Source organism: Cupriavidus sp. 05N40, assembly GCF_056397305.1.
In genome coordinates this window covers 1-17413 of sequence record NZ_JBFTND010000010.1, presented here as the reverse complement: position 1 = coordinate 17413, position 17413 = coordinate 1, and the positions used below count along the sequence as shown (strand labels likewise).

The 17413-nt window shown below is 66.0% G+C and carries 18 protein-coding genes; 10 read left to right on the top strand and 8 right to left on the bottom strand.

Going from position 1 to position 17413, the window contains the following annotated elements; translation table 11 throughout:
• Window positions 1-362 precede the first annotated feature (362 nt).
• From argF to ppnP, 3 genes are all read left to right on the top strand, one after another.
• Window positions 363-1286 carry an ornithine carbamoyltransferase gene (gene argF, locus AC1DO7_RS03905; RefSeq protein WP_441618513.1) on the top strand — a complete coding sequence of 308 codons (924 nt, stop codon included), beginning with the start codon at window positions 363-365 and terminating at the stop codon, window positions 1284-1286.
• A 195-nt stretch (window positions 1287-1481) separates the two neighbouring features.
• Complete coding sequence (locus tag AC1DO7_RS03900) at window positions 1482-2711, top strand: argininosuccinate synthase (RefSeq protein WP_477115809.1); 1230 nt, start codon at window positions 1482-1484, stop codon at window positions 2709-2711.
• 138 nt (window positions 2712-2849) lie between these two features.
• Complete coding sequence (ppnP, locus tag AC1DO7_RS03895; protein ID WP_441618515.1) at window positions 2850-3161, top strand: pyrimidine/purine nucleoside phosphorylase; 312 nt, start codon at window positions 2850-2852, stop codon at window positions 3159-3161.
• 36 nt (window positions 3162-3197) lie between these two features.
• On the opposite strand, the gene murB is transcribed toward ppnP, so the two are convergent.
• A complete protein-coding gene (murB, locus tag AC1DO7_RS03890) occupies window positions 3198-4214 on the bottom strand; it encodes a UDP-N-acetylmuramate dehydrogenase (RefSeq protein ID WP_441618517.1) in 1017 nt (338 codons plus the stop codon).
• Window positions 4215-4370: 156 nt separating this feature from the next.
• On the opposite strand from murB, the gene AC1DO7_RS03885 reads away from it, so the two are divergent.
• Entirely contained in the window at window positions 4371-4856 is a 486-nt protein-coding gene (locus tag AC1DO7_RS03885; RefSeq protein ID WP_441618519.1) for a YajQ family cyclic di-GMP-binding protein, read from the top strand.
• A 44-nt stretch (window positions 4857-4900) separates the two neighbouring features.
• Here the strand turns inward: AC1DO7_RS03885 and AC1DO7_RS03880 are convergent, their stop codons facing one another.
• The 3 genes from AC1DO7_RS03880 to AC1DO7_RS03870 form a co-directional block, all read right to left on the bottom strand.
• Window positions 4901-5350, bottom strand: a complete 450-nt coding sequence (locus AC1DO7_RS03880) for a DUF192 domain-containing protein (protein ID WP_441618521.1) — start codon at window positions 5348-5350, stop codon at window positions 4901-4903.
• Between the two features lie 207 nt (window positions 5351-5557).
• Window positions 5558-5779, bottom strand: a complete 222-nt coding sequence (locus AC1DO7_RS03875) for a hypothetical protein (protein WP_441618523.1) — start codon at window positions 5777-5779, stop codon at window positions 5558-5560.
• A 104-nt stretch (window positions 5780-5883) separates the two neighbouring features.
• Window positions 5884-6540, bottom strand: coding sequence for a pseudouridine synthase (locus AC1DO7_RS03870; RefSeq protein ID WP_441618525.1), 657 nt, complete (start codon window positions 6538-6540; stop codon window positions 5884-5886).
• A gap of 350 nt (window positions 6541-6890) precedes the next feature.
• Between AC1DO7_RS03870 and icd the strand changes: the two genes are divergently transcribed.
• Complete coding sequence (icd, locus tag AC1DO7_RS03865) at window positions 6891-8141, top strand: NADP-dependent isocitrate dehydrogenase (protein WP_441618527.1); 1251 nt, start codon at window positions 6891-6893, stop codon at window positions 8139-8141.
• A gap of 168 nt (window positions 8142-8309) precedes the next feature.
• Window positions 8310-8771, top strand: coding sequence for a VOC family protein (locus AC1DO7_RS03860; protein ID WP_441618724.1), 462 nt, complete (start codon window positions 8310-8312; stop codon window positions 8769-8771).
• A 225-nt stretch (window positions 8772-8996) separates the two neighbouring features.
• Here the strand turns inward: AC1DO7_RS03860 and AC1DO7_RS03855 are convergent, their stop codons facing one another.
• Window positions 8997-9203: a cold-shock protein gene (locus tag AC1DO7_RS03855; protein ID WP_441618726.1), complete on the bottom strand. Its 207-nt coding sequence runs from the start codon at window positions 9201-9203 to the stop codon at window positions 8997-8999.
• A gap of 499 nt (window positions 9204-9702) precedes the next feature.
• Here AC1DO7_RS03855 and clpS point away from each other — a divergent pair, with 499 nt between their 5' ends.
• The 4 genes from clpS to AC1DO7_RS03835 all read left to right on the top strand — a co-directional run bounded on the left by clpS (window position 9703) and on the right by AC1DO7_RS03835 (window position 14366).
• Window positions 9703-10029: an ATP-dependent Clp protease adapter ClpS gene (gene clpS / locus AC1DO7_RS03850; protein ID WP_006157525.1), complete on the top strand. Its 327-nt coding sequence runs from the start codon at window positions 9703-9705 to the stop codon at window positions 10027-10029.
• On the top strand, window positions 10026-12329 hold the full coding sequence (gene clpA, locus AC1DO7_RS03845; RefSeq protein WP_477115808.1) for an ATP-dependent Clp protease ATP-binding subunit ClpA: 2304 nt from the start codon (window positions 10026-10028) through the stop codon (window positions 12327-12329). The genes clpS and clpA overlap by 4 nt, the downstream gene beginning before the upstream one ends.
• Window positions 12330-12475: 146 nt before the next feature.
• Window positions 12476-13489 carry a Bug family tripartite tricarboxylate transporter substrate binding protein gene (locus AC1DO7_RS03840; protein ID WP_441618531.1) on the top strand — a complete coding sequence of 338 codons (1014 nt, stop codon included), beginning with the start codon at window positions 12476-12478 and terminating at the stop codon, window positions 13487-13489.
• A gap of 34 nt (window positions 13490-13523) precedes the next feature.
• Window positions 13524-14366: a VOC family protein gene (locus AC1DO7_RS03835; protein WP_441618533.1), complete on the top strand. Its 843-nt coding sequence runs from the start codon at window positions 13524-13526 to the stop codon at window positions 14364-14366.
• A 25-nt stretch (window positions 14367-14391) separates the two neighbouring features.
• Here the strand turns inward: AC1DO7_RS03835 and dut are convergent, their stop codons facing one another.
• The 3 genes from dut to coaBC form a co-directional block, all read right to left on the bottom strand.
• On the bottom strand, window positions 14392-14892 hold the full coding sequence (dut, locus tag AC1DO7_RS03830; RefSeq protein ID WP_441618535.1) for a dUTP diphosphatase: 501 nt from the start codon (window positions 14890-14892) through the stop codon (window positions 14392-14394).
• A 76-nt stretch (window positions 14893-14968) separates the two neighbouring features.
• Window positions 14969-15991, bottom strand: a complete 1023-nt coding sequence (locus AC1DO7_RS03825; RefSeq protein WP_477115807.1) for an LLM class flavin-dependent oxidoreductase — start codon at window positions 15989-15991, stop codon at window positions 14969-14971.
• A 23-nt stretch (window positions 15992-16014) separates the two neighbouring features.
• The gene (gene coaBC, locus AC1DO7_RS03820; RefSeq protein WP_441618539.1) at window positions 16015-17211 is read right to left on the bottom strand and encodes a bifunctional phosphopantothenoylcysteine decarboxylase/phosphopantothenate--cysteine ligase CoaBC; all 1197 of its coding nucleotides are present in this window, start codon (window positions 17209-17211) and stop codon (window positions 16015-16017) included.
• Between the last annotated feature and the right edge of the window lie 202 nt (window positions 17212-17413).

The following is a 17413-nucleotide window of genomic DNA, read 5'->3' as shown; positions in this document are numbered from 1 at the left end:
CCGCCAGACTTGACCAGACGGAAGCCCTTTTGACGCGGCCAGGAAACGTTTGGTTCGTTTCTTTTCCGGCCAGGGGCAGCGGGGGCGTCGGTGTCGGCGGGGGCACTTTTGATGCCGGCAGCGGGCGGGGGCATGGGTATGCCKGGCCCCGCGTGAATCAGCCAGTATTATATCTTATATAAGACTGGCGCATAAGCTCCGGCGCCGGTCCTCCGCGCGCCGCAGGCTCGCCAAAGCAGAAATAATCCCTTATGATTCTTACAGTTAAATTGCGCAAGCGACGCGAAAGGCGGCTCCGCGGCATGCTCGGGTCATGAATCCTTCATGACGGTGTGCCCCAACCGAGCCGCCTTCTTTGTTTTATGAGCCCAACTTCGATCAAGCATTACCTCCAGTTCAGCGACCTGACTCCCGACGAGTATGAGTACCTGCTGGACCGCGCGCGGATTCTGAAGGCCAAGTTCAAGAATTACGAGACATGGCACCCGTTGCACGACCGCACGCTGTCCATGATCTTCGAGAAGAATTCGACGCGCACGCGCCTGTCGTTCGAGGCCGGCATCCACCAGTTGGGTGGCCATGCGGTCTTCCTGAACACCCGCGATTCCCAGCTCGGGCGCGGCGAGCCGATCGAGGATGCGGCGCAGGTGATCTCGCGCATGGTCGACATCATCATGATCCGCACCTTCGGCCAGGAGATCATCGAGCGTTTCGCCGCGCATTCGCGCGTGCCGGTGATCAACGGCCTGACCAACGAATACCATCCCTGCCAGGTGCTGGCGGATGTGTTCACCTATATAGAGCAGCGCGGCAGTATCCGCGGCAAGATCGTGGCCTGGATCGGCGACGCCAACAACATGGCCTACACCTGGATCCAGGCGGCCGAGCGGCTTGGCTTCACCTTCCATTTCTCGGCGCCGCCGGGCTACCAGCTCGACCCGGCCATGGTGCCGCCTTCGGCCGCGCACCTGGTCAAGGTATTTGCCGATCCGCTGGCCGCCTGCCAGGGCGCGGACCTGGTCACCACCGACGTGTGGACCAGCATGGGCTTCGAGGCCGAGAACGACGTGCGCAAGCGCGCCTTCCAGGACTGGATGGTGACCACGGCCATGATGGACCGCGCCGGCCCCGACGCGCTGTTCATGCACTGCCTGCCCGCCCACCGCGGCGAGGAAGTCGAAGCGGCGGTGATCGACGGGCCCAAGAGCGTGGTGTGGGAAGAGGCCGAGAACCGCCTGCACGTGCAGAAGGCCCTGATGGAATACCTGCTCTGCGGCCGTTACTGAGCAGGGCCGGCCGGAGGCGCCGTGCGCAGCGCATGGCGCACATCGGTCACGCCGGGGCGGCGACCCCGCGCCGCCTGAGGGCCGCAAGTGCCGCCCAAGCCCGGGCGGACGTGTCAAAATAGCGGTTTTCCGCATCAATCTCTCGCGTGTCCGGCAACCATGCCGGCCGCGCTTACTTTGCGCATCGAGTCGAACATGAGCGATATCAAGAAAGTCGTGCTTGCCTACTCCGGCGGGCTGGACACTTCGGTGATCCTGAAGTGGCTGCAAGACACCTATCAATGCGAGGTCGTGACCTTCACCGCCGACATCGGCCAGGGCGAGGAACTCGAACCTGCCCGCCAGAAGGCGCTCAAGTTCGGCATCAAGCCGGAAAACATTTTCATCGACGACCTGCGTGAAGAGTTCGTGCGCGACTTCGTCTTCCCGATGTTCCGCGCCAACGCGGTCTACGAAGGCGAATACCTGCTGGGCACCTCGATCGCGCGTCCGCTGATCGCCAAGCGCCAGATCGAGATCCTGCGCAGCACCGGCGCGGATGCCGTGTCGCACGGCGCCACCGGCAAGGGCAACGACCAGGTCCGCTTCGAACTGGGCTATTACGGCCTCGAGCCGGGCGTGAAGGTCATCGCCCCGTGGCGCGAATGGGACCTGCKSTCGCGCGAAAAGCTGCTGGCCTACGCTGAAAAGGCCGGCATCGACATCGACATGAAGCACAAGAAGGGCGGYGCGCCGTACTCGATGGACGCCAACCTGCTGCATATCTCCTTCGAAGGCCGCCACCTGGAAGATCCCAAGGCCGAGGCCGAGGAAGACATGTGGCGCTGGACCGTGTCGCCGGAGAACGCACCGGACGCGGCCGAATACCTGGACGTCGAGTTTGAGGGCGGCGACATCGTCGGCCTGAACGGCAAGCGCATGACCCCGGCCGAAGTGCTGACCGAGCTGAACCGCCTGGGCGGCAAGCACGGCATCGGCCGCCTGGACCTGGTGGAAAACCGCTACGTCGGCATGAAGAGCCGCGGCTGCTACGAAACCCCCGGCGGCACCATCATCCTGAAGGCCCACCGCGCCATCGAGTCGATCACGCTCGACCGCGAAGTCGCGCACCTGAAGGACGACCTGATGCCGCGCTACGCCAGCCTGATCTACAACGGCTACTGGTGGAGCCCGGAGCGCCGCGCGCTGCAGGTCCTGATCGACCATACCCAGGCCAAGGTCAACGGCTGGGTTCGCGTGAAGCTGTACAAGGGCAACGTGATCGTGGTCGCGCGCGATTCGAAGGACACGCTGTTCGACAAGACCATCGCGACCTTCGACGACGACGGCGGCGCCTACAACCAGGCCGACGCCGGCGGCTTCATCAAGCTCAATGCGCTGCGCATGCGCATCGCTGAAAACGCCCGTCGCCAGCGTGGCGAATAAGGCGAGTTGATCCCGCCCCGGCACGGTCCGGGCGTGGCAGCAAGGAAGAGGGGCCGTCACGGCCCCTTTTTTGCGCCGCGCCCGCGTCGCCGTGCCGCCCATCCAGACACCCAGAACCCGCATCAAAGGAGAAAAAGCATGAGCCAGTTCGACAACGTTTCCGTCGTCAAGAAAGCCAACCTCTACTTCGACGGCAAGTGCGTCAGCCACACCGTGCTGTTCCCGGATGGCACCCGCAAGACGCTGGGCGTGATCTTCCCCGCCACGCTGACCTTCGGCACGGGCGCGCCGGAAATCATGGAAATCAACGCGGGCAGCTGCCGCGTGCGCCTGGCGGGCGAGGAGCAATGGAACACGTACGGCGCAGGCCAGCAGTTCAATGTGCCGGGCAACAGCAGCTTCGACATCGACGTGCAGGAAACCCTGGACTACGTCTGCCACTTCGCCTGAAGAACGGCAGCGCAGCCGGGCCCGGCTGCGCCGCTCTTACAGGACGACCGGCTCGGGCTCGATGCGCACGCCAAAGCGCGCCGCCACGGTATCGGCGATGCGGCTTGCCAGCGCCAGCAGTTCCTGCCCGCTGCCGCCGCCGTGGTGCACCAGCACCAGGGCCTGTTTGCCGTAGACGCCGACCGCGCCGTCGCTCAGGCCCTTGAACCCGCACTGGTCGATCAGCCAGCCGGCTGCCAGCTTGTAGCTGCCGTCCGGCTGGGCATGGCTGACCAGGCCGGGGTGCTGCGCCAGCAGCGCATCGCGTTGCCCGGCGCCGACCACCGGATTCTTGAAGAAGCTGCCCGCGTTGCCGATTTCGGCCGGGTCGGGCAGCTTGCGCGAGCGGATGGCGATGACGGCATCGCGGATGCGGCTGGCCGTGGCCGGCGCGGCCGGATCCTGCGCGACTTCCCGCGCGAGCTCCGCGTAGCCGAGCACCGGCTGCCACGGTCGCGGCAGGCGCAGCGTGACGGCGGTGATGATGTAGCGGTCGCGGCCCTCGCCCTTGAACAGGCTGTCGCGATAGGCGAAACGGCACTGGTCCAGCGTCAGGTCGACGAATTCGCCGGCGCGGCGGTCCCATGCGCGCAGGCGCTCGAAGCGCTCGCGCAGTTCCACGCCGTAGGCGCCGATGTTCTGGATCGGCGCGGCGCCCGCCGTGCCGGGAATCAGCGCCAGGTTTTCCAGGCCGGGCATGCCGTCGGCGACCGTGCGGCAGACCAGCGCGTGCCAGTTCTCGCCGGCGCCGGCGGTCACCAGGAAGGTATCGTCGGCCGCGCTCACGGTGTAGCCGGGGATTTCCATCAGCAGGACCAGGGCATCCAGGTCCTGCGTCAGCACCACATTGCTGCCGCCGCCCAGCACCACCAGCGGCAAGCCATGCGCGCGGGGATCCGCCAGCGCATGCAGCAGGTCGGCTTCGCTGCGCACATGGACGGCGAAGCGCGCGCGCACGTCGAATCCGAATGTATTGTGGCGGCGCAGGGGATAAAATTCGTGGAAATCTGCCATGCAAGGGAAAGGTGAAGCGGCGGCCGCGCGGCGGCGCCGGACTGCAGGGTAGGCTGGATTATACGTAAGCGCCGCCATCGGCCTGCCGCTGCGGGCGAACGGCGCTACACCGCAACATCAGCAACATCAGCAACACGCAAGACAAAGGAGAATGCAATGCCGTCGTTTGACGTAGTGTGCGAAGCGAATATGGTCGAGGTGAAGAACTCGGTCGAACAGGCCAACAAGGAGATCACCACCCGTTTCGACTTCAAGGGATCGGACGCCCGGGTCGAGCACAAGGAAAACGAGCTGACCGCCTTCGCCGATGACGATTTCAAGCTCGGCCAGGTCAAGGACGTGCTCATCAGCAAGATGGCCAAGCGCAATGTGGACGTGCGCTTCCTCGACTACGGCAAGACCGACAAGATCAGTGGCGACAAGGTCAAGCAGGTCATCACCATCAAGAAGGGCGTCACCGGCGACCTGGCCAAGAAGATCGTGCGGATGATCAAGGACAGCAAGATCAAGGTGCAGGCCAGCATCCAGGGCGATGCGGTGCGCGTGTCCGGCACCAAGCGCGACGACCTGCAGAGCGTGATCGCCCTGCTGCGCAAGGACGTTCCCGAGGCGCCGCTGGACTTCAACAACTTCCGCGACTGATCTCGTCGCAGGGCGCGGCGGCCGGACCGCCGCGCCCTGCGCCTTCAGCGCGGCTGCGGCAGGCCGCCGATCTTCGCGCCGGCCTTCAGGCCCTTCTGCGCAAACCATCCCTTGTTCATTTCCAGCGCATAGCGCACGGCTGCGCGCGGGCAATGGTTGTCTTCCGTCTGCGGCGCCATGTCCTCGATATTGACGATGGCGCCATCATCGGCGAGGAAGGCGATCGACAGCGGCAGGTCGGTGTTCTTCATCCAGAAGCAATGCCCTGCCTTCTCCTCGAAGACAAAGAGCATGCCCTCGTTGGCGGGCATGGTCTTGCGGTACATCAGCCCGAGTTCGCGGGATTCCGGCGTGGCGGCAATCTCCGCCTTGATCGCGTACATGCCTGCGGTGAGCTGCCTGACCGGCAGGCTGGCCTGCGCCTGGGCAAACGCGGAAGTCAGGGCGGCAACGGCGCAGCCGCCGGCGAGAAGTAACGGGAGGACAGGGCGCATGAAAGGGAGGCGGCGTATGACGGGTTCAGGACAGCCGCCAGCATAACGCAGCTGCGAGGCGGGCGGCTGGCTCGCATATTTCGCCGCGTTGCACGGGCGTGCCACGCGCGCGGCACGCCGGGGCGGACAACAAAAAAGGCAGGCACCCGACGGGCAGCCTGCCTCTCTCATGCCGGACCCAAAGGACCCGGCGTGCCAGCAATGCGCTTACTGGGGAGCAGCTTCGGTCTTGGCAGCCGGAGCAGCCTTGGTCTTGTTGTGAGCGTGCTTCTTGTGGGTCTTCTTGGTGCTCTTGGTCGCGGGCTTTGCGGCCGGAGCTTCAGCTGCCGGTGCTGCGGCAGCCGGTGCTGCCGGTGCGGGAGCGGCGGCTTGGGCGAAAGCGCCGGTGGCGAACAGGCCGGCAACCAGAGCAGCGATCAGTTTGTTCATGCTATCTACCTTGGAAGGTTGAATTCGATTCGAAAGAGTGACTCGTATGCGACGCGTCAGTGTCAAAAACGAAACCGAGTGGTGAGTCGTTGACCTTCTCTCTGTTAATTTTTGTAACTTCCTGGGCGGGGGCGCGCGGGGCGCCGTCCCTGAGGGGCGGCGGACCCGCCTGGTGCGCCTGCGCGTGGCGAGCCCGGGGTGTCGAGGCCAAGGTCCGCGGGCGCGATTTCGCGCCATTGTCCCGGCGCCAGCCCGAGCGTGCGCAGGTCGAGCGCGCCGATCTTCAGCCGCACCAGCCGCAGGGTGGGAAAGCCCACCGCCGCCGTCATGCGCCGCACCTGCCGGTTTTTCCCTTCGCGGATCTCCAGCTCCAGCCACTGCGTCGGGATGGCGGCGCGAAACCGCACCGGCGGATTGCGCGGCCACAGGAAGACGGGCTCCTCGATGCAGCGCGCCCGTGCCGGCAGCGTGCGGAAATCGCCAAGATCGACGCCCTCGCGCAGGCGCGCGAGCGCTTGGTCTTGCGGAATGTTCTCCACCTGGGCCAGGTAGGTCTTCGGCAACTTATGGTGTGGATCCGCGATACGCGCCTGCAGGGCGCCATCATCGGTCAGTAGCAGCAGGCCCTCGCTGTCGGCGTCGAGCCGGCCCGCCGGATACACGCCGGGCAGCGCCACGCAGTCGGCCAGCGTCGGCCGCGTGGGGTGGGCGGAAAACTGGCTCATGGTGCCGAAGGGCTTGTTCAGGGCAATCAGGGTCATGCGGATACGAGGAAACGGTGCAGGCCGGGCGCCCGCCGGCGCCAGTATGCCGCAGCCGGGCGCCCGGTTGCGGGGCGGTGGCAGGATTCGGGGGTGCCGCGGAGATGGCGGATCATGAAATTTTGCTGCATAATACAAAACGGTCTTATGTCTTATATAAGACCAAATTTTGCACATAGGGATAGAGGATTTGCGCGCACCGGGGTGCGCGCGGACGCTCCGTCGTGATGCGACGCAGCATCGTGGCCATGCCGTTCCCCGTTAAAATGCCCCCGCGCGTCACCCACATCTCGCCGTCCGGTCACGGGCCTGGCGGCAGTTTCAATCCCCCGTTCCGCACTGGAGACGTCATGTATCAACACATCAAGGTTCCGGCCGGCGAAAAGATCACGGTCAACCAGGATTTTTCGCTGAATGTTCCGGACAATCCGATCATTCCCTTTATCGAGGGTGACGGGACGGGCCTGGACATCACCCCGGTGATGATCAAGGTGGTTGACGCTGCCGTGGCCAAGGCCTACGCAGGCAAGCGCAAGATTTCCTGGATGGAGATCTACGCCGGCGAGAAGTCCACCAAGGTGTACGGTCCCGATGTCTGGCTGCCGGAAGAAACCCTCGCGGCCCTGAAGGAATACGTGGTGTCGATCAAGGGCCCGCTGACAACGCCGGTCGGCGGCGGCATCCGTTCGCTGAACGTAGCGCTGCGCCAGCAACTGGACCTGTACGTCTGTCTGCGCCCGGTCGCCTATTTCAAGGGCGTGCCTTCGCCGGTGCGCGAGCCGCAGAAGATCGACATGGTCATCTTCCGCGAGAACTCGGAAGACATCTACGCCGGCATCGAATGGGAAGCCGAAAGCGACCAGGCCAAGAAGCTGATCGCCTTCCTGCAGAATGAAATGGGCGTCAAGAAGATCCGTTTCCCGGACACCTCCGGGATCGGCGTCAAGCCGGTTTCCCGCCAGGGCACCCAGCGCCTGGTGCGCAAGGCGATCCAGTACGCGATCGACAACGACAAGCCGTCGGTGACCATCGTGCACAAGGGCAACATCATGAAGTTCACCGAAGGTGGCTTCCGTGACTGGGCCTACGAACTGGCGCAGAAGGAGTTCGGTGCGGAACTGATCGACGGCGGCCCGTGGTGCAAGTTCAAGAACCCGAAGACCGGCCGCGAGATCGTGATCAAGGACGCCATTGCCGACGCCTTCCTGCAGCAGATCCTGCTGCGCCCGGCCGAGTACTCGGTGATCGCCACGCTGAACCTGAACGGCGACTACATCTCCGACGCGCTGGCCGCGCAGGTCGGCGGCATCGGCATTGCCCCCGGCGCCAATCTGTCGGACTCCGTGGCCATGTTCGAAGCGACCCACGGCACCGCGCCGAAGTATGCCGGCAAGGACTACGTGAACCCGGGTTCCGAAATCCTTTCCGCCGAAATGATGCTGCGCCACATGGGCTGGACCGAAGCTGCCGACCTGATCATCGCGTCGATGGAGAAATCGATCCTGTCGAAAAAGGTCACTTATGACTTCGCCCGCCTGCTGGAAGGCGCGACCCAGGTGTCGTGCTCGGGCTTTGGCCAGGTCTTGATCGACAATATGTAAGCGGCTGCCGGCCTCCGCGCCGCCCAGGCGCCGCCGCACACCGACCAACCCCGGTCCCGCGCAAGCAGGCCCGGGGTTTTTTCATGAGGCCGCGCCGGGCCGCCTTGCAATCGGGCAGGGCGTTACCTAGCTTGTTCAGTGTCGAGGGAAACTGCCCGGGGAGGCATGATGGAAGATCCGTTCCGGCGCGCGGCCTTCGGCTCCGCGCTCTATTACCGCGACCCGCTCGCGGCCCTGGACTGGCTGGAAAAGGCGTTCGGCTTCGAGCGCGCCATGGTCATCACCGACCGCGAAGGCAAGCTGGTCCATTCCGAGATGCGCTTCGGCGGCGGCTATATCATGATCGGCAGCGCCTGGACGGATTACACCGCCAGTCCCGCCGCGGCAGGCGGCATGAACACGCAGTCGGTCCATGTTCACTTGCTGGAGGGGATCGATGCCCACTGCGAGCGGGCGCGGGCCGCCGGCGCGGAAATCGTCAGGGAACCGGCAGACCAGTTCTACGGCGACCGGGTCTATGGCGCGCGGGATCCCGAAGGCCATGTCTGGACCTTTGGCCAGACCGTGCGCGCGGTCACGCGGGAGGCGGCCGAGCAGGCCAGCGGGCTGCACATCGAGGGCTGGGTGTAGCGCGGCGCATGGCAAACAAAAAGCCCGGCATTGACCTGACCGGGCTTTTTGACGGATGCGTTGCGTACTGCTGTTCAGCCTGCTTTTCCGTCCATGGCGCGCTGGCTGTCTAGGCCAGGCGATGTCCGGGGGGCGCGGACCGATCCCGTTCCGGGGAGAGCTTCCCCCGCATCCTTTCGTGGCCGCCTCGCGCTCTGTCGGCGGGTGCGGCCGCGCACAGAGGCCTCAGGCGCCGTCCTGGATATTGGTGGCTTGTTTGCCCTTGGGCCCCTGGATGACTTCGAAGGACACGCGCTGACCCTCTTTCAGGGTCTTGAAGCCACTCATCTGGATGGCCGAAAAGTGCGCAAACAGTTCCTCTTCGCCGTCGTCCGGCTTGATGAACCCAAAGCCCTTGGCGTCATTGAACCATTTGACGATACCGCTTGCCATAAACTCCCCCAACAGAAAAAGCAGGATACGAGCGGGGGAAAGCGCCGCGGCCAGCCGGGCACCCGGCATGCGGCCTCGCGCTCGGACCGGTCAGACCGGGCCGGGCACGATGGCACGACTTGCGGGTACCGCGTGGCGGCCAGTTTCTGTATCTGACTCGCCGCCGCCGGATTCGTGGGCCTCCCTGCTCACGGATCACCCAGGTCCGGCTTGTTGCTTTGGCTCGCGTAACCAGACGTGAATGTGCGAACGATTCTTCTGTCAAACCTGACCCCTGTCAAGTTGGCAGATTCCCCACTCCCCGTAGGGTGTGGCGGGAAAGGAACGGCGGTCGGTGGTATTTTGGAGGGGACTGGAGCCCGGCAGCGCCGCGGCTCCCGCGAGGTGTACCCGGATGCATTCGGCATCTCCGGAATTTCGACGGTCGCTGCATCGGCCTCTTGAATCCGGCGTCTTTTCCCCAAATTGCAGAGTTGTGCGTAAGGGTTAGAATAAAGCCATGGCTACACGGCTGGCAAATGTCCCACAACGCGAAGCAGGCACCGTACTGGAGCGGAAAGAGCAGGCGCTCAAGCCGCCCGCGATGTACAAGGTCCTGCTGCTGAATGACGACTTCACCCCGATGGAGTTCGTCGTGATGATCCTGCAGCAGTATTTCAGCAGGGACCGGGAGACGGCGACGCAGATCATGCTGACCGTCCACCGGGAAGGCAAGGGGGTTTGCGGTATCTATACCAGGGATATCGCGGCGACGAAGGTCGAGCTGGTGTCAACGCACGCGCGGCAGGCGGGTCATCCGTTGCAGTGCGTGATGGAGGAAGCATGATTGCGCAAGAATTGGAAGTCAGCCTGCACATGGCGTTTGTTGAAGCGCGGCAGGCACGCCACGAGTTCATTACCGTGGAGCACCTGCTATTGGCGTTGCTTGACAACCCCACGGCAGCGGAAGTCTTGCGCGCCTGCGCAGCCAATATCGAGGATCTGCGCACCAGTCTGAAGAATTTCATCGCGGACAACACCCCGGTGGTGCCCGGCACCGACGAGGTGGATACCCAGCCCACGCTGGGTTTCCAGCGCGTGATCCAGCGCGCCATCATGCACGTTCAGTCCACTTCGAACGGCAAGAAGGAAGTGACCGGCGCCAATGTGCTGGTCGCGATCTTCGGCGAGAAGGACTCGCACGCGGTGTACTACCTCCAGCAGCAGGGCGTGACGCGGCTGGATGTGGTCAATTTCATCAGCCATGGTATCCGCAAGGACCAGGCCGAGCCGGCCAAGCATGGCGACGGCACGGCCGAGGGCGAGGGCGGCGATGGCAAGGAAAGCCCGCTGGAGCAGTTCACCCAGAACCTGAACGTGCTGGCCAAGGCCGGCAAGATCGATCCGCTGATCGGCCGCGAGAGCGAAGTCGAGCGCGTGGTTCAGGTGCTGTGCCGCCGGCGCAAGAACAACCCGCTGCTGGTGGGCGAGGCCGGCGTAGGCAAGACCGCCATCGCGGAAGGCCTGGCGTGGCGCATCACCAAGAACGAAGTGCCCGACATCCTGGAAAAGGCGGTCGTGTACTCGCTCGACATGGGCGCGCTGCTGGCCGGCACCAAGTACCGCGGCGATTTCGAGCAGCGCCTCAAGGGCGTGCTCAAGTCGCTCAAGGACAATCCGAACGCGATCCTGTTCATCGACGAGATCCACACGCTGATCGGCGCRGGCGCCGCYTCGGGCGGCACGCTGGACGCCAGCAACCTGCTCAAGCCGGCGCTGTCGTCGGGCCAGCTCAAGTGCATCGGCGCGACCACCTTCACGGAATACCGCGGCATCTTCGAGAAAGACGCGGCACTGTCGCGCCGCTTCCAGAAGATCGACGTGGTGGAGCCGTCGGTCGACCAGACCGTGCAGATCCTGCGCGGCCTGAAGTCGCGCTTCGAGGAGCACCACGGCGTCAAGTACGCGGCGGCGGCGCTGACTGCCGCAGCCGAGCTGTCGGCCCGCTTCATCACCGACCGCCACCTGCCGGACAAGGCCATCGAYGTGATCGAYGAGGCWGGCGCCGCGCAGCGCATCCTGCCGAARTCCAAGCAGAAGAAGACCATCGGCAAGASCGARATCGAGGACATCGTTTCGCGCATCGCCCGCATCCCGCCGCAGAGCGTCAACCAGGACGACCGCAGCAAGCTGCAGACCCTGGACCGCGACCTGAAGTCGGTGGTGTTCGGCCAGGATCCCGCCATCGAGGCACTGGCTTCGGCCATCAAGATGTCGCGCGCTGGCCTGGGCAAGACCGACAAGCCGATCGGCTCCTTCCTGTTCTCGGGCCCGACCGGCGTCGGCAAGACCGAAGTCGCCAAGCAGCTCGCCTTCATCATGGGCATCGAGCTGCTGCGCTTCGACATGTCCGAATACATGGAGCGCCATGCGGTGAGCCGGCTGATCGGCGCGCCCCCGGGCTACGTCGGCTTCGACCAGGGCGGCCTGCTGACCGAGGCCGTCACCAAGAAGCCGCACTGCGTGCTGCTGCTGGACGAAATCGAGAAGGCGCATCCGGATATCTTCAATATCCTGCTGCAGGTGATGGACCATGGCGCGCTGACCGACAACAACGGTCGCCGAGCCGACTTCCGCAACGTGATCATCATCATGACCACCAATGCGGGAGCCGAGACCATGAACCGCGCCACCATCGGCTTCACCTCGTCGCGCGAGCAAGGCGACGAGATGGCCGACATCAAGCGCATGTTCACGCCGGAGTTCCGCAACCGCCTGGACGCCATGATCAGCTTCCGCTCGCTGGACGAGGAAATCATCCTGCGCGTGGTCGACAAGTTCCTGATGCAGCTCGAGGAACAGCTCCACGAGAAGAAGGTGGAAGCCAGCTTCAGCGAGAAACTGCGCAAGTTCCKGGCGAAGAAGGGCTTCGATCCGCTGATGGGTGCGCGGCCGATGCAGCGCCTGATCCAGGACCTGATCCGCAAGGCGCTGGCCGACGAACTGCTGTTCGGCAAGCTGGTTTCGGGCGGCAAGGTCGTGGTCGATCTCGACGAGCAGGACCAGATCAAGCTGGACTTCGCGGAGGCTGCGGCCGAACCGCCGGAACCGCCGGAGGCGCCGGAAAACGAGAAGGCAGAAGTCTGAGGCGTGTGGACGGCGGCCGGGCCGTCGTCTGCAATCCGTGCTATCCTCGGGCAAAATACAGGGCGGCAGCAATGCCGCCCTTTTTGTTATGGCCGGGTGCGACTGCCGCTGCAGCCGCGCGAGCCCGCCATTCGCCTGAGTACCCGATGTCCCGACCCGATTGCTCGCGGCTGCGCCGCCTGCTCCTCAAATCGCTGCCGCTGGGCGCGATGCCCCTGATTCCCGTGCCCGGCCTGGCCGCCGCCGGTGGCGAAGCCGCAATCGGCGGTGCCGGCCACCCGATCTCGATGGTGCTGCCTTTCCCCCCGGGCGGCAGCGTCGACATCGTCGCCCGCCAGCTCCAGCCTGGCCTCAAGAGCCTGCTGGGCCAGACCGTGGTGATCGACAACAAGCCAGGCGCGGGTGGCCTGATCGCATCCAGCACGGTGGCGCGCGCCAAGCCGGACGGCACCACCTTGCTGATGGCGTTCGATACCCACGCGATCAACCCGTTTGCCTACAAGCACCTGCCTTACGACACCTTCCGCGATTTCACGCCGATCTCGCAGCTGGTGCGCTTCCCTCTTGTGATTGCGGCCAATCCCTCGCTGCCCGCCTCCAATGTGAAGGAGTTGGTGCAGATGGCGCGCGAGAAGCCGGAGAGCATCCACTATGCGTCGTCGGGCATCGGCAGCCTGAACCAGCTGGCTGCGGAAGCCCTGGCGACGGAAGCCGGGGTGCGTTTCCTCCATGTTCCATACAAAGGGGGTGGCCCGGCGGTACAGGCCGTGCTGTCCAACGAAGTCGACGTCTTTTTCTCGAGCTATGCCGCCGTGCAGGCGCACGTGGCGGCCAAGACGGTCAAGCTGCTGGGCGTGACCGGCACCACGCGCCTGCGCCAGTTCCCGCAACTGCCCACCGTGAGCGAGCAGGGCTACCGTGGCTTCGAGGCCTATTCCTGGATCGGCGTGTTCGGCCCGGCCGGCTTGCCCGAGGCGACGGTGATGCGGCTGCACGATGCGCTGGTGCGCGCGCTGCGCCAGCAGCGCGTGATGGACGCGCTGGCCACGCAGGGGTTCGAGATCGTCGGTGGCAGCCCCGCCGAACTCGCCAGCCTGGTGCGGCACGAGCACGACAAATGGCAGGCCGTGGCGCGCAAGGCCAATATCCAGTTCGATTGATGACAGAGATTTGCAGAGAATTGCCGAGGCAGCGATGACGACGGAACCGCTAGACCATGCCGTGATGGTGTGCCCAGACCTCGATGCCGCGGCGCAGGCGTGGCGCGGGCTCGGCTTTACCTTGACGCCGCGCGGCTACCATACGCTCGGCTCGCAAAACCATTGCGTGATGCTGGGGAGCGACTATCTCGAATTGCTGCATGTCACGGCCCCCAGCCCCACGCGGCAGTATTACTGGGATGCCCAGCAAGCCGGCGGCGGATGCGCGGCGTTGTCCTGCAAGAGCGCCGACAGCTTCGAGGCCTCGGCGCAACTGCGTCGCGGCGGCTGGCACACCTCGGATCCGATCGAATTCTCGCGCCCGGTGCGCCTGGACGACGGCAGCGAGCATCCTGCCACGTTCCGCGTCACCGCCATCGACGACGCTCCCGGCGCCCGCTTTTTCTTGTGCGAGCACCGCACCCCGGAGTTGCTGTGGCGCCCCGAATGGACCACGCACGCCAACGGCGCCACCGGTATCGCCGCGATGTTCCTGGTGGTCGCGCCGGCGCTGGTGGAAGCGGCTGGCCGCGCCTATGCCGAACTCACCGGCGGCGAGATGACGCAGCTCAGCGATCACATCTGCAGCCTGGCGCTGGATGGCGCCACGCTGGTGGTGACCACGCCGCAGGCGCTGCCGGCCGCCACCGGCACGGAGCACGTCCGGCGCGCGGTGCCGGGCTATGCGGCCATCCGGCTGAGCACCGGCGACCTGGCCGCGGCTCGCGCGGGCTGGCGCGCCGCCGGCGTGGGCGCACTGGACCTGGGCCCCGAAGAAAGCCTGATACCGGCCTCGGTGGCCGGCGGCGTGGCGCTGCTGTTCGAACAGGCGCGCTGAGCGCGCCGGATCCCTGCCGGGGCGCTCAGGCGCCCTTGCCGGCGTGATGCACGCCGGTCGAGCCGAATCCGCCCGCGCCGCGCGCGGTGTCGGCGGAGAAATCTTCCACCGTCTTGAACACCGGCCGCAGCACCGGCACGAACATCATCTGCGCGATGCGCTCGCCCGGCTGGATCACGATCGGCTCGGTGCCGGGCGCGTTGCGGTTCCATACGCTGACCATGATCGGGCCCTGGTAGTCTGCATCGATCACACCGATGGAATTGCCCAGCACGAGTCCCTTCTTGTGGCCCAGCCCCGAGCGCGGCGCGATGGTGGCCGCCATATAGGGGTTGGCCATGTGCACGGCAAAGCCGGCCGGCACCAGTTGCGCCGGCGTGCCGGGCTCGATGGCCAGCGGCGCGTCCAGGCAGGCGTGCAGGTCGATCGCCGCCGCCATGTCGCTCTGGTAGGCGGGCAGGCCCCACTCGTGCAGGCGTGCGTCGAGCACCTTGATTTCGACGGTGGGGTTCGCTTCGATGGTCATGGCTGGTCGGTTCCGGAAAACTAAAAACGTTGGCAACCCGAGATGATAGCCGAGCGGACCCGGACGGCCACCGGACTCAGGCCGCCGGGAGCGCGAAGGCCTGCGCCAGCAGCTCGTAGGTGCGCAGCCGCGCCGCATAGCTCGCGGCCACGCTCAGCACCACCAGTTCATCGGCCTCGAAGCGCTCGCGCAGGTCCAGCATGCGCTGCGCCACCTGCTCCGGCGTGCCGCAAATGGTGCGCGGGCGCTCGCGCTCGACGATCAGGCGGTCGCGTTCCGTCAGTTCGTGCTGTGCGGCCTGCGCCAGCGAAGGGATCGGCGCGTTGACGCCATAGGCCATCTGCAGCCGGCGCAGGTCCACGGCGCGCTCCAGCTCCGCGGCCTCGGCTTCGGTGTCGGCGCAGATCACGAAGATCGCCGCCGCGCTGTACGGCCGCTCTTCATAGGCGGGCGCGAAATCCTCGCGGTAATGGCGCGCCACCGCGTGGCCCATATGCGGATTGATGAAATGGGCGAAGGCGAAACGCAGCCCCAGCCGGGCCGCCAGCGCGCCGCCGTAGTCGCTCGAACCCAGCACCCAGAGCTCGGGCCGGGTATCGATCTCCGGCTGCAGCACCACGCCCTCGGCGACATGTCCCGGCGGCACTTCGCCGCGCACCAGCCAGGACAGATCCTGCACCTGCTCGGCAAAGCGGTCGCCGCGGTTGTAGTCGCCCATCGCCACMGCCTGCGCGGTGCGCATGTCGCCGCCCGGYGCGCGGCCCACGCCSAGGTCGATGCGGCYGGGGAACAGGCCCTCCAGCATGCGGAATTGCTCTGCCACCTTGAAGGGACTGTAGTAGGGCAGCATCACGCCGCCCGAGCCCAGCCGGATCCGTTGCGTGACGCTGCCCAGGCGCGCCAGCATGACTTCCGGCGCGGGGTTGCACACGCCGCGCAGGCCGTGGTGCTCGGCGCACCAGTAGCGCGTGTAGCCGAGCGCATCGGCGGCCTGGGCCAGATCCACCGTGGCGGCCAGTGCATCGCGCGCGCTATGGCCCGCGATGACCGGGCTCTGGTCCAGCACCGAGAGGCGCAGCTTGGGTTTGCTTTCTGACATGGTCGGGGCTCGTGCGAGGGGGTTCAGCCGCGGGCGGGCAGGCGCTGGCCGATGGCCGCGACAAGGTCGCGCGCCAGCGTCAGCTTGTCGGCGCGCGGCAGGCGCGTCATGCCCTTGGCATCGAACAGCACGATCTCGTTGTCGTCCAGGCCAAAGGTGTGGTGGCCGATATTGCCTACCAGCAAGGGCACGTTCTTGCGCTGGCGCTTTTGTTCGCCGTACTGCTCGAGCTTCTCGCTCTCGGCGGCGAATCCCACGCAGTAGGGCGCGTCCGGCCGCGCGGCCACGGCGGCGAGGATGTCCGGGTTCTGCACGAATTGCAGCGTCGGCGTGTCGGTGTCGTTGGCTTTCTTGAGCTTCTGCGTGGCCACCTCGGCCGGGCGCCAGTCGGCCACGGCCGCCACGGCGATGAACACGTCGGCGGCGGGCAGGCTCGCCAGCACCGCGTCGTGCATCTGCTGGGCGCTTTCCACGTTGGTGCGCGCCACGCCGCGCGGCGTCGGCTGGGCGGTCGGGCCGGCCACCAGGATCACGTCGGCGCCGGCCTCGCGGGCCGCGCGCGCAATGGCGAAGCCCATCTTGCCGGACGAGCGGTTGGTGATGCCGCGCACCGGGTCGATGGCCTCGAAGGTGGGTCCGGCGGTGATCACCACGCGGCGCCCGGAAAGCGGCTTGGGCTGGAAGAATGCGACGATGTCCTCCACCAGCTCCGCCGGCTCCAGCATGCGGCCGTCGCCGACTTCGCCGCAGGCCTGGTCGCCACTGCCCGGGCCCAGCACCGTCACGCCGTCGGCGCGCAGCTGCGCGGCATTGCGCTGGGTCGCCGGTGCCGCCCACATCTGCCGGTTCATGGCGGGTGCCACCAGCAGCGGGCAGTCGCGCGCGATGCACAGCGTGGACAGCAGGTCGTCGCACAGGCCGTGGGCCAGCCGTGCAAGGAAATCGGTGGAGGCGGGCGCGATCACGATGGCGTCGGCTTCGCGCGAGAGGTCGATATGGGCCATGTTGTTGCCCACGCGCGCGTCCCATTGCGAGGTAAACACCGTGCGGCCGGACAGCGCCTGCATGGTGACCGGGGTGATGAACTGGGTGGCGGCCTCGGTCATGACCACCTGCACGGTGGCGCCGGCCTTGGTCAGCAGGCGGACCAGCTCGGCCGATTTATAGCAGGCGATGCCGCCGGTCATGCCAAGGACGAGATGCTTGCCTCGCAGATCCATGGATATGCTCTTTGCTCGAAGTTGTGATCCGGGTGCCGCGGCCGGGTTGCCCATCGATTGCATTCCGCCGCGCCGGAGAAACGTCAATAATACCGGCTTGCCCGCGTGCGCGTTGGCGGGCGCGCCGTCACCGGCGCTCCCGCCCCCGTTGCCGCCTCTGCCGAGCCACCTCGCCCCCGTTGCCGCCTCTGCCGAGCCACCT

What these genes read in the sequence shown, in the direction of transcription:
- argF (WP_441618513.1), top strand. Translation starts at nt 363, where the DNA reads ATGAGCCCAACTTCGATCAAGCATTACCTCCAGTTCAGCGACCTGACT.
- ppnP (WP_441618515.1), top strand. Translation starts at nt 2,850, where the DNA reads ATGAGCCAGTTCGACAACGTTTCCGTCGTCAAGAAAGCCAACCTCTAC.
- murB (WP_441618517.1), bottom strand. Translation starts at nt 4,214, where the DNA reads ATGGCAGATTTCCACGAATTTTATCCCCTGCGCCGCCACAATACATTC.
- AC1DO7_RS03885 (WP_441618519.1), top strand. Translation starts at nt 4,371, where the DNA reads ATGCCGTCGTTTGACGTAGTGTGCGAAGCGAATATGGTCGAGGTGAAG.
- AC1DO7_RS03880 (WP_441618521.1), bottom strand. Translation starts at nt 5,350, where the DNA reads ATGCGCCCTGTCCTCCCGTTACTTCTCGCCGGCGGCTGCGCCGTTGCC.
- AC1DO7_RS03875 (WP_441618523.1), bottom strand. Translation starts at nt 5,779, where the DNA reads ATGAACAAACTGATCGCTGCTCTGGTTGCCGGCCTGTTCGCCACCGGC.
- AC1DO7_RS03870 (WP_441618525.1), bottom strand. Translation starts at nt 6,540, where the DNA reads ATGACCCTGATTGCCCTGAACAAGCCCTTCGGCACCATGAGCCAGTTT.
- icd (WP_441618527.1), top strand. Translation starts at nt 6,891, where the DNA reads ATGTATCAACACATCAAGGTTCCGGCCGGCGAAAAGATCACGGTCAAC.
- AC1DO7_RS03860 (WP_441618724.1), top strand. Translation starts at nt 8,310, where the DNA reads ATGGAAGATCCGTTCCGGCGCGCGGCCTTCGGCTCCGCGCTCTATTAC.
- AC1DO7_RS03855 (WP_441618726.1), bottom strand. Translation starts at nt 9,203, where the DNA reads ATGGCAAGCGGTATCGTCAAATGGTTCAATGACGCCAAGGGCTTTGGG.
- clpS (WP_006157525.1), top strand. Translation starts at nt 9,703, where the DNA reads ATGGCTACACGGCTGGCAAATGTCCCACAACGCGAAGCAGGCACCGTA.
- AC1DO7_RS03840 (WP_441618531.1), top strand. Translation starts at nt 12,476, where the DNA reads ATGTCCCGACCCGATTGCTCGCGGCTGCGCCGCCTGCTCCTCAAATCG.
- AC1DO7_RS03835 (WP_441618533.1), top strand. Translation starts at nt 13,524, where the DNA reads ATGACGACGGAACCGCTAGACCATGCCGTGATGGTGTGCCCAGACCTC.
- dut (WP_441618535.1), bottom strand. Translation starts at nt 14,892, where the DNA reads ATGACCATCGAAGCGAACCCCACCGTCGAAATCAAGGTGCTCGACGCA.
- coaBC (WP_441618539.1), bottom strand. Translation starts at nt 17,211, where the DNA reads ATGGATCTGCGAGGCAAGCATCTCGTCCTTGGCATGACCGGCGGCATC.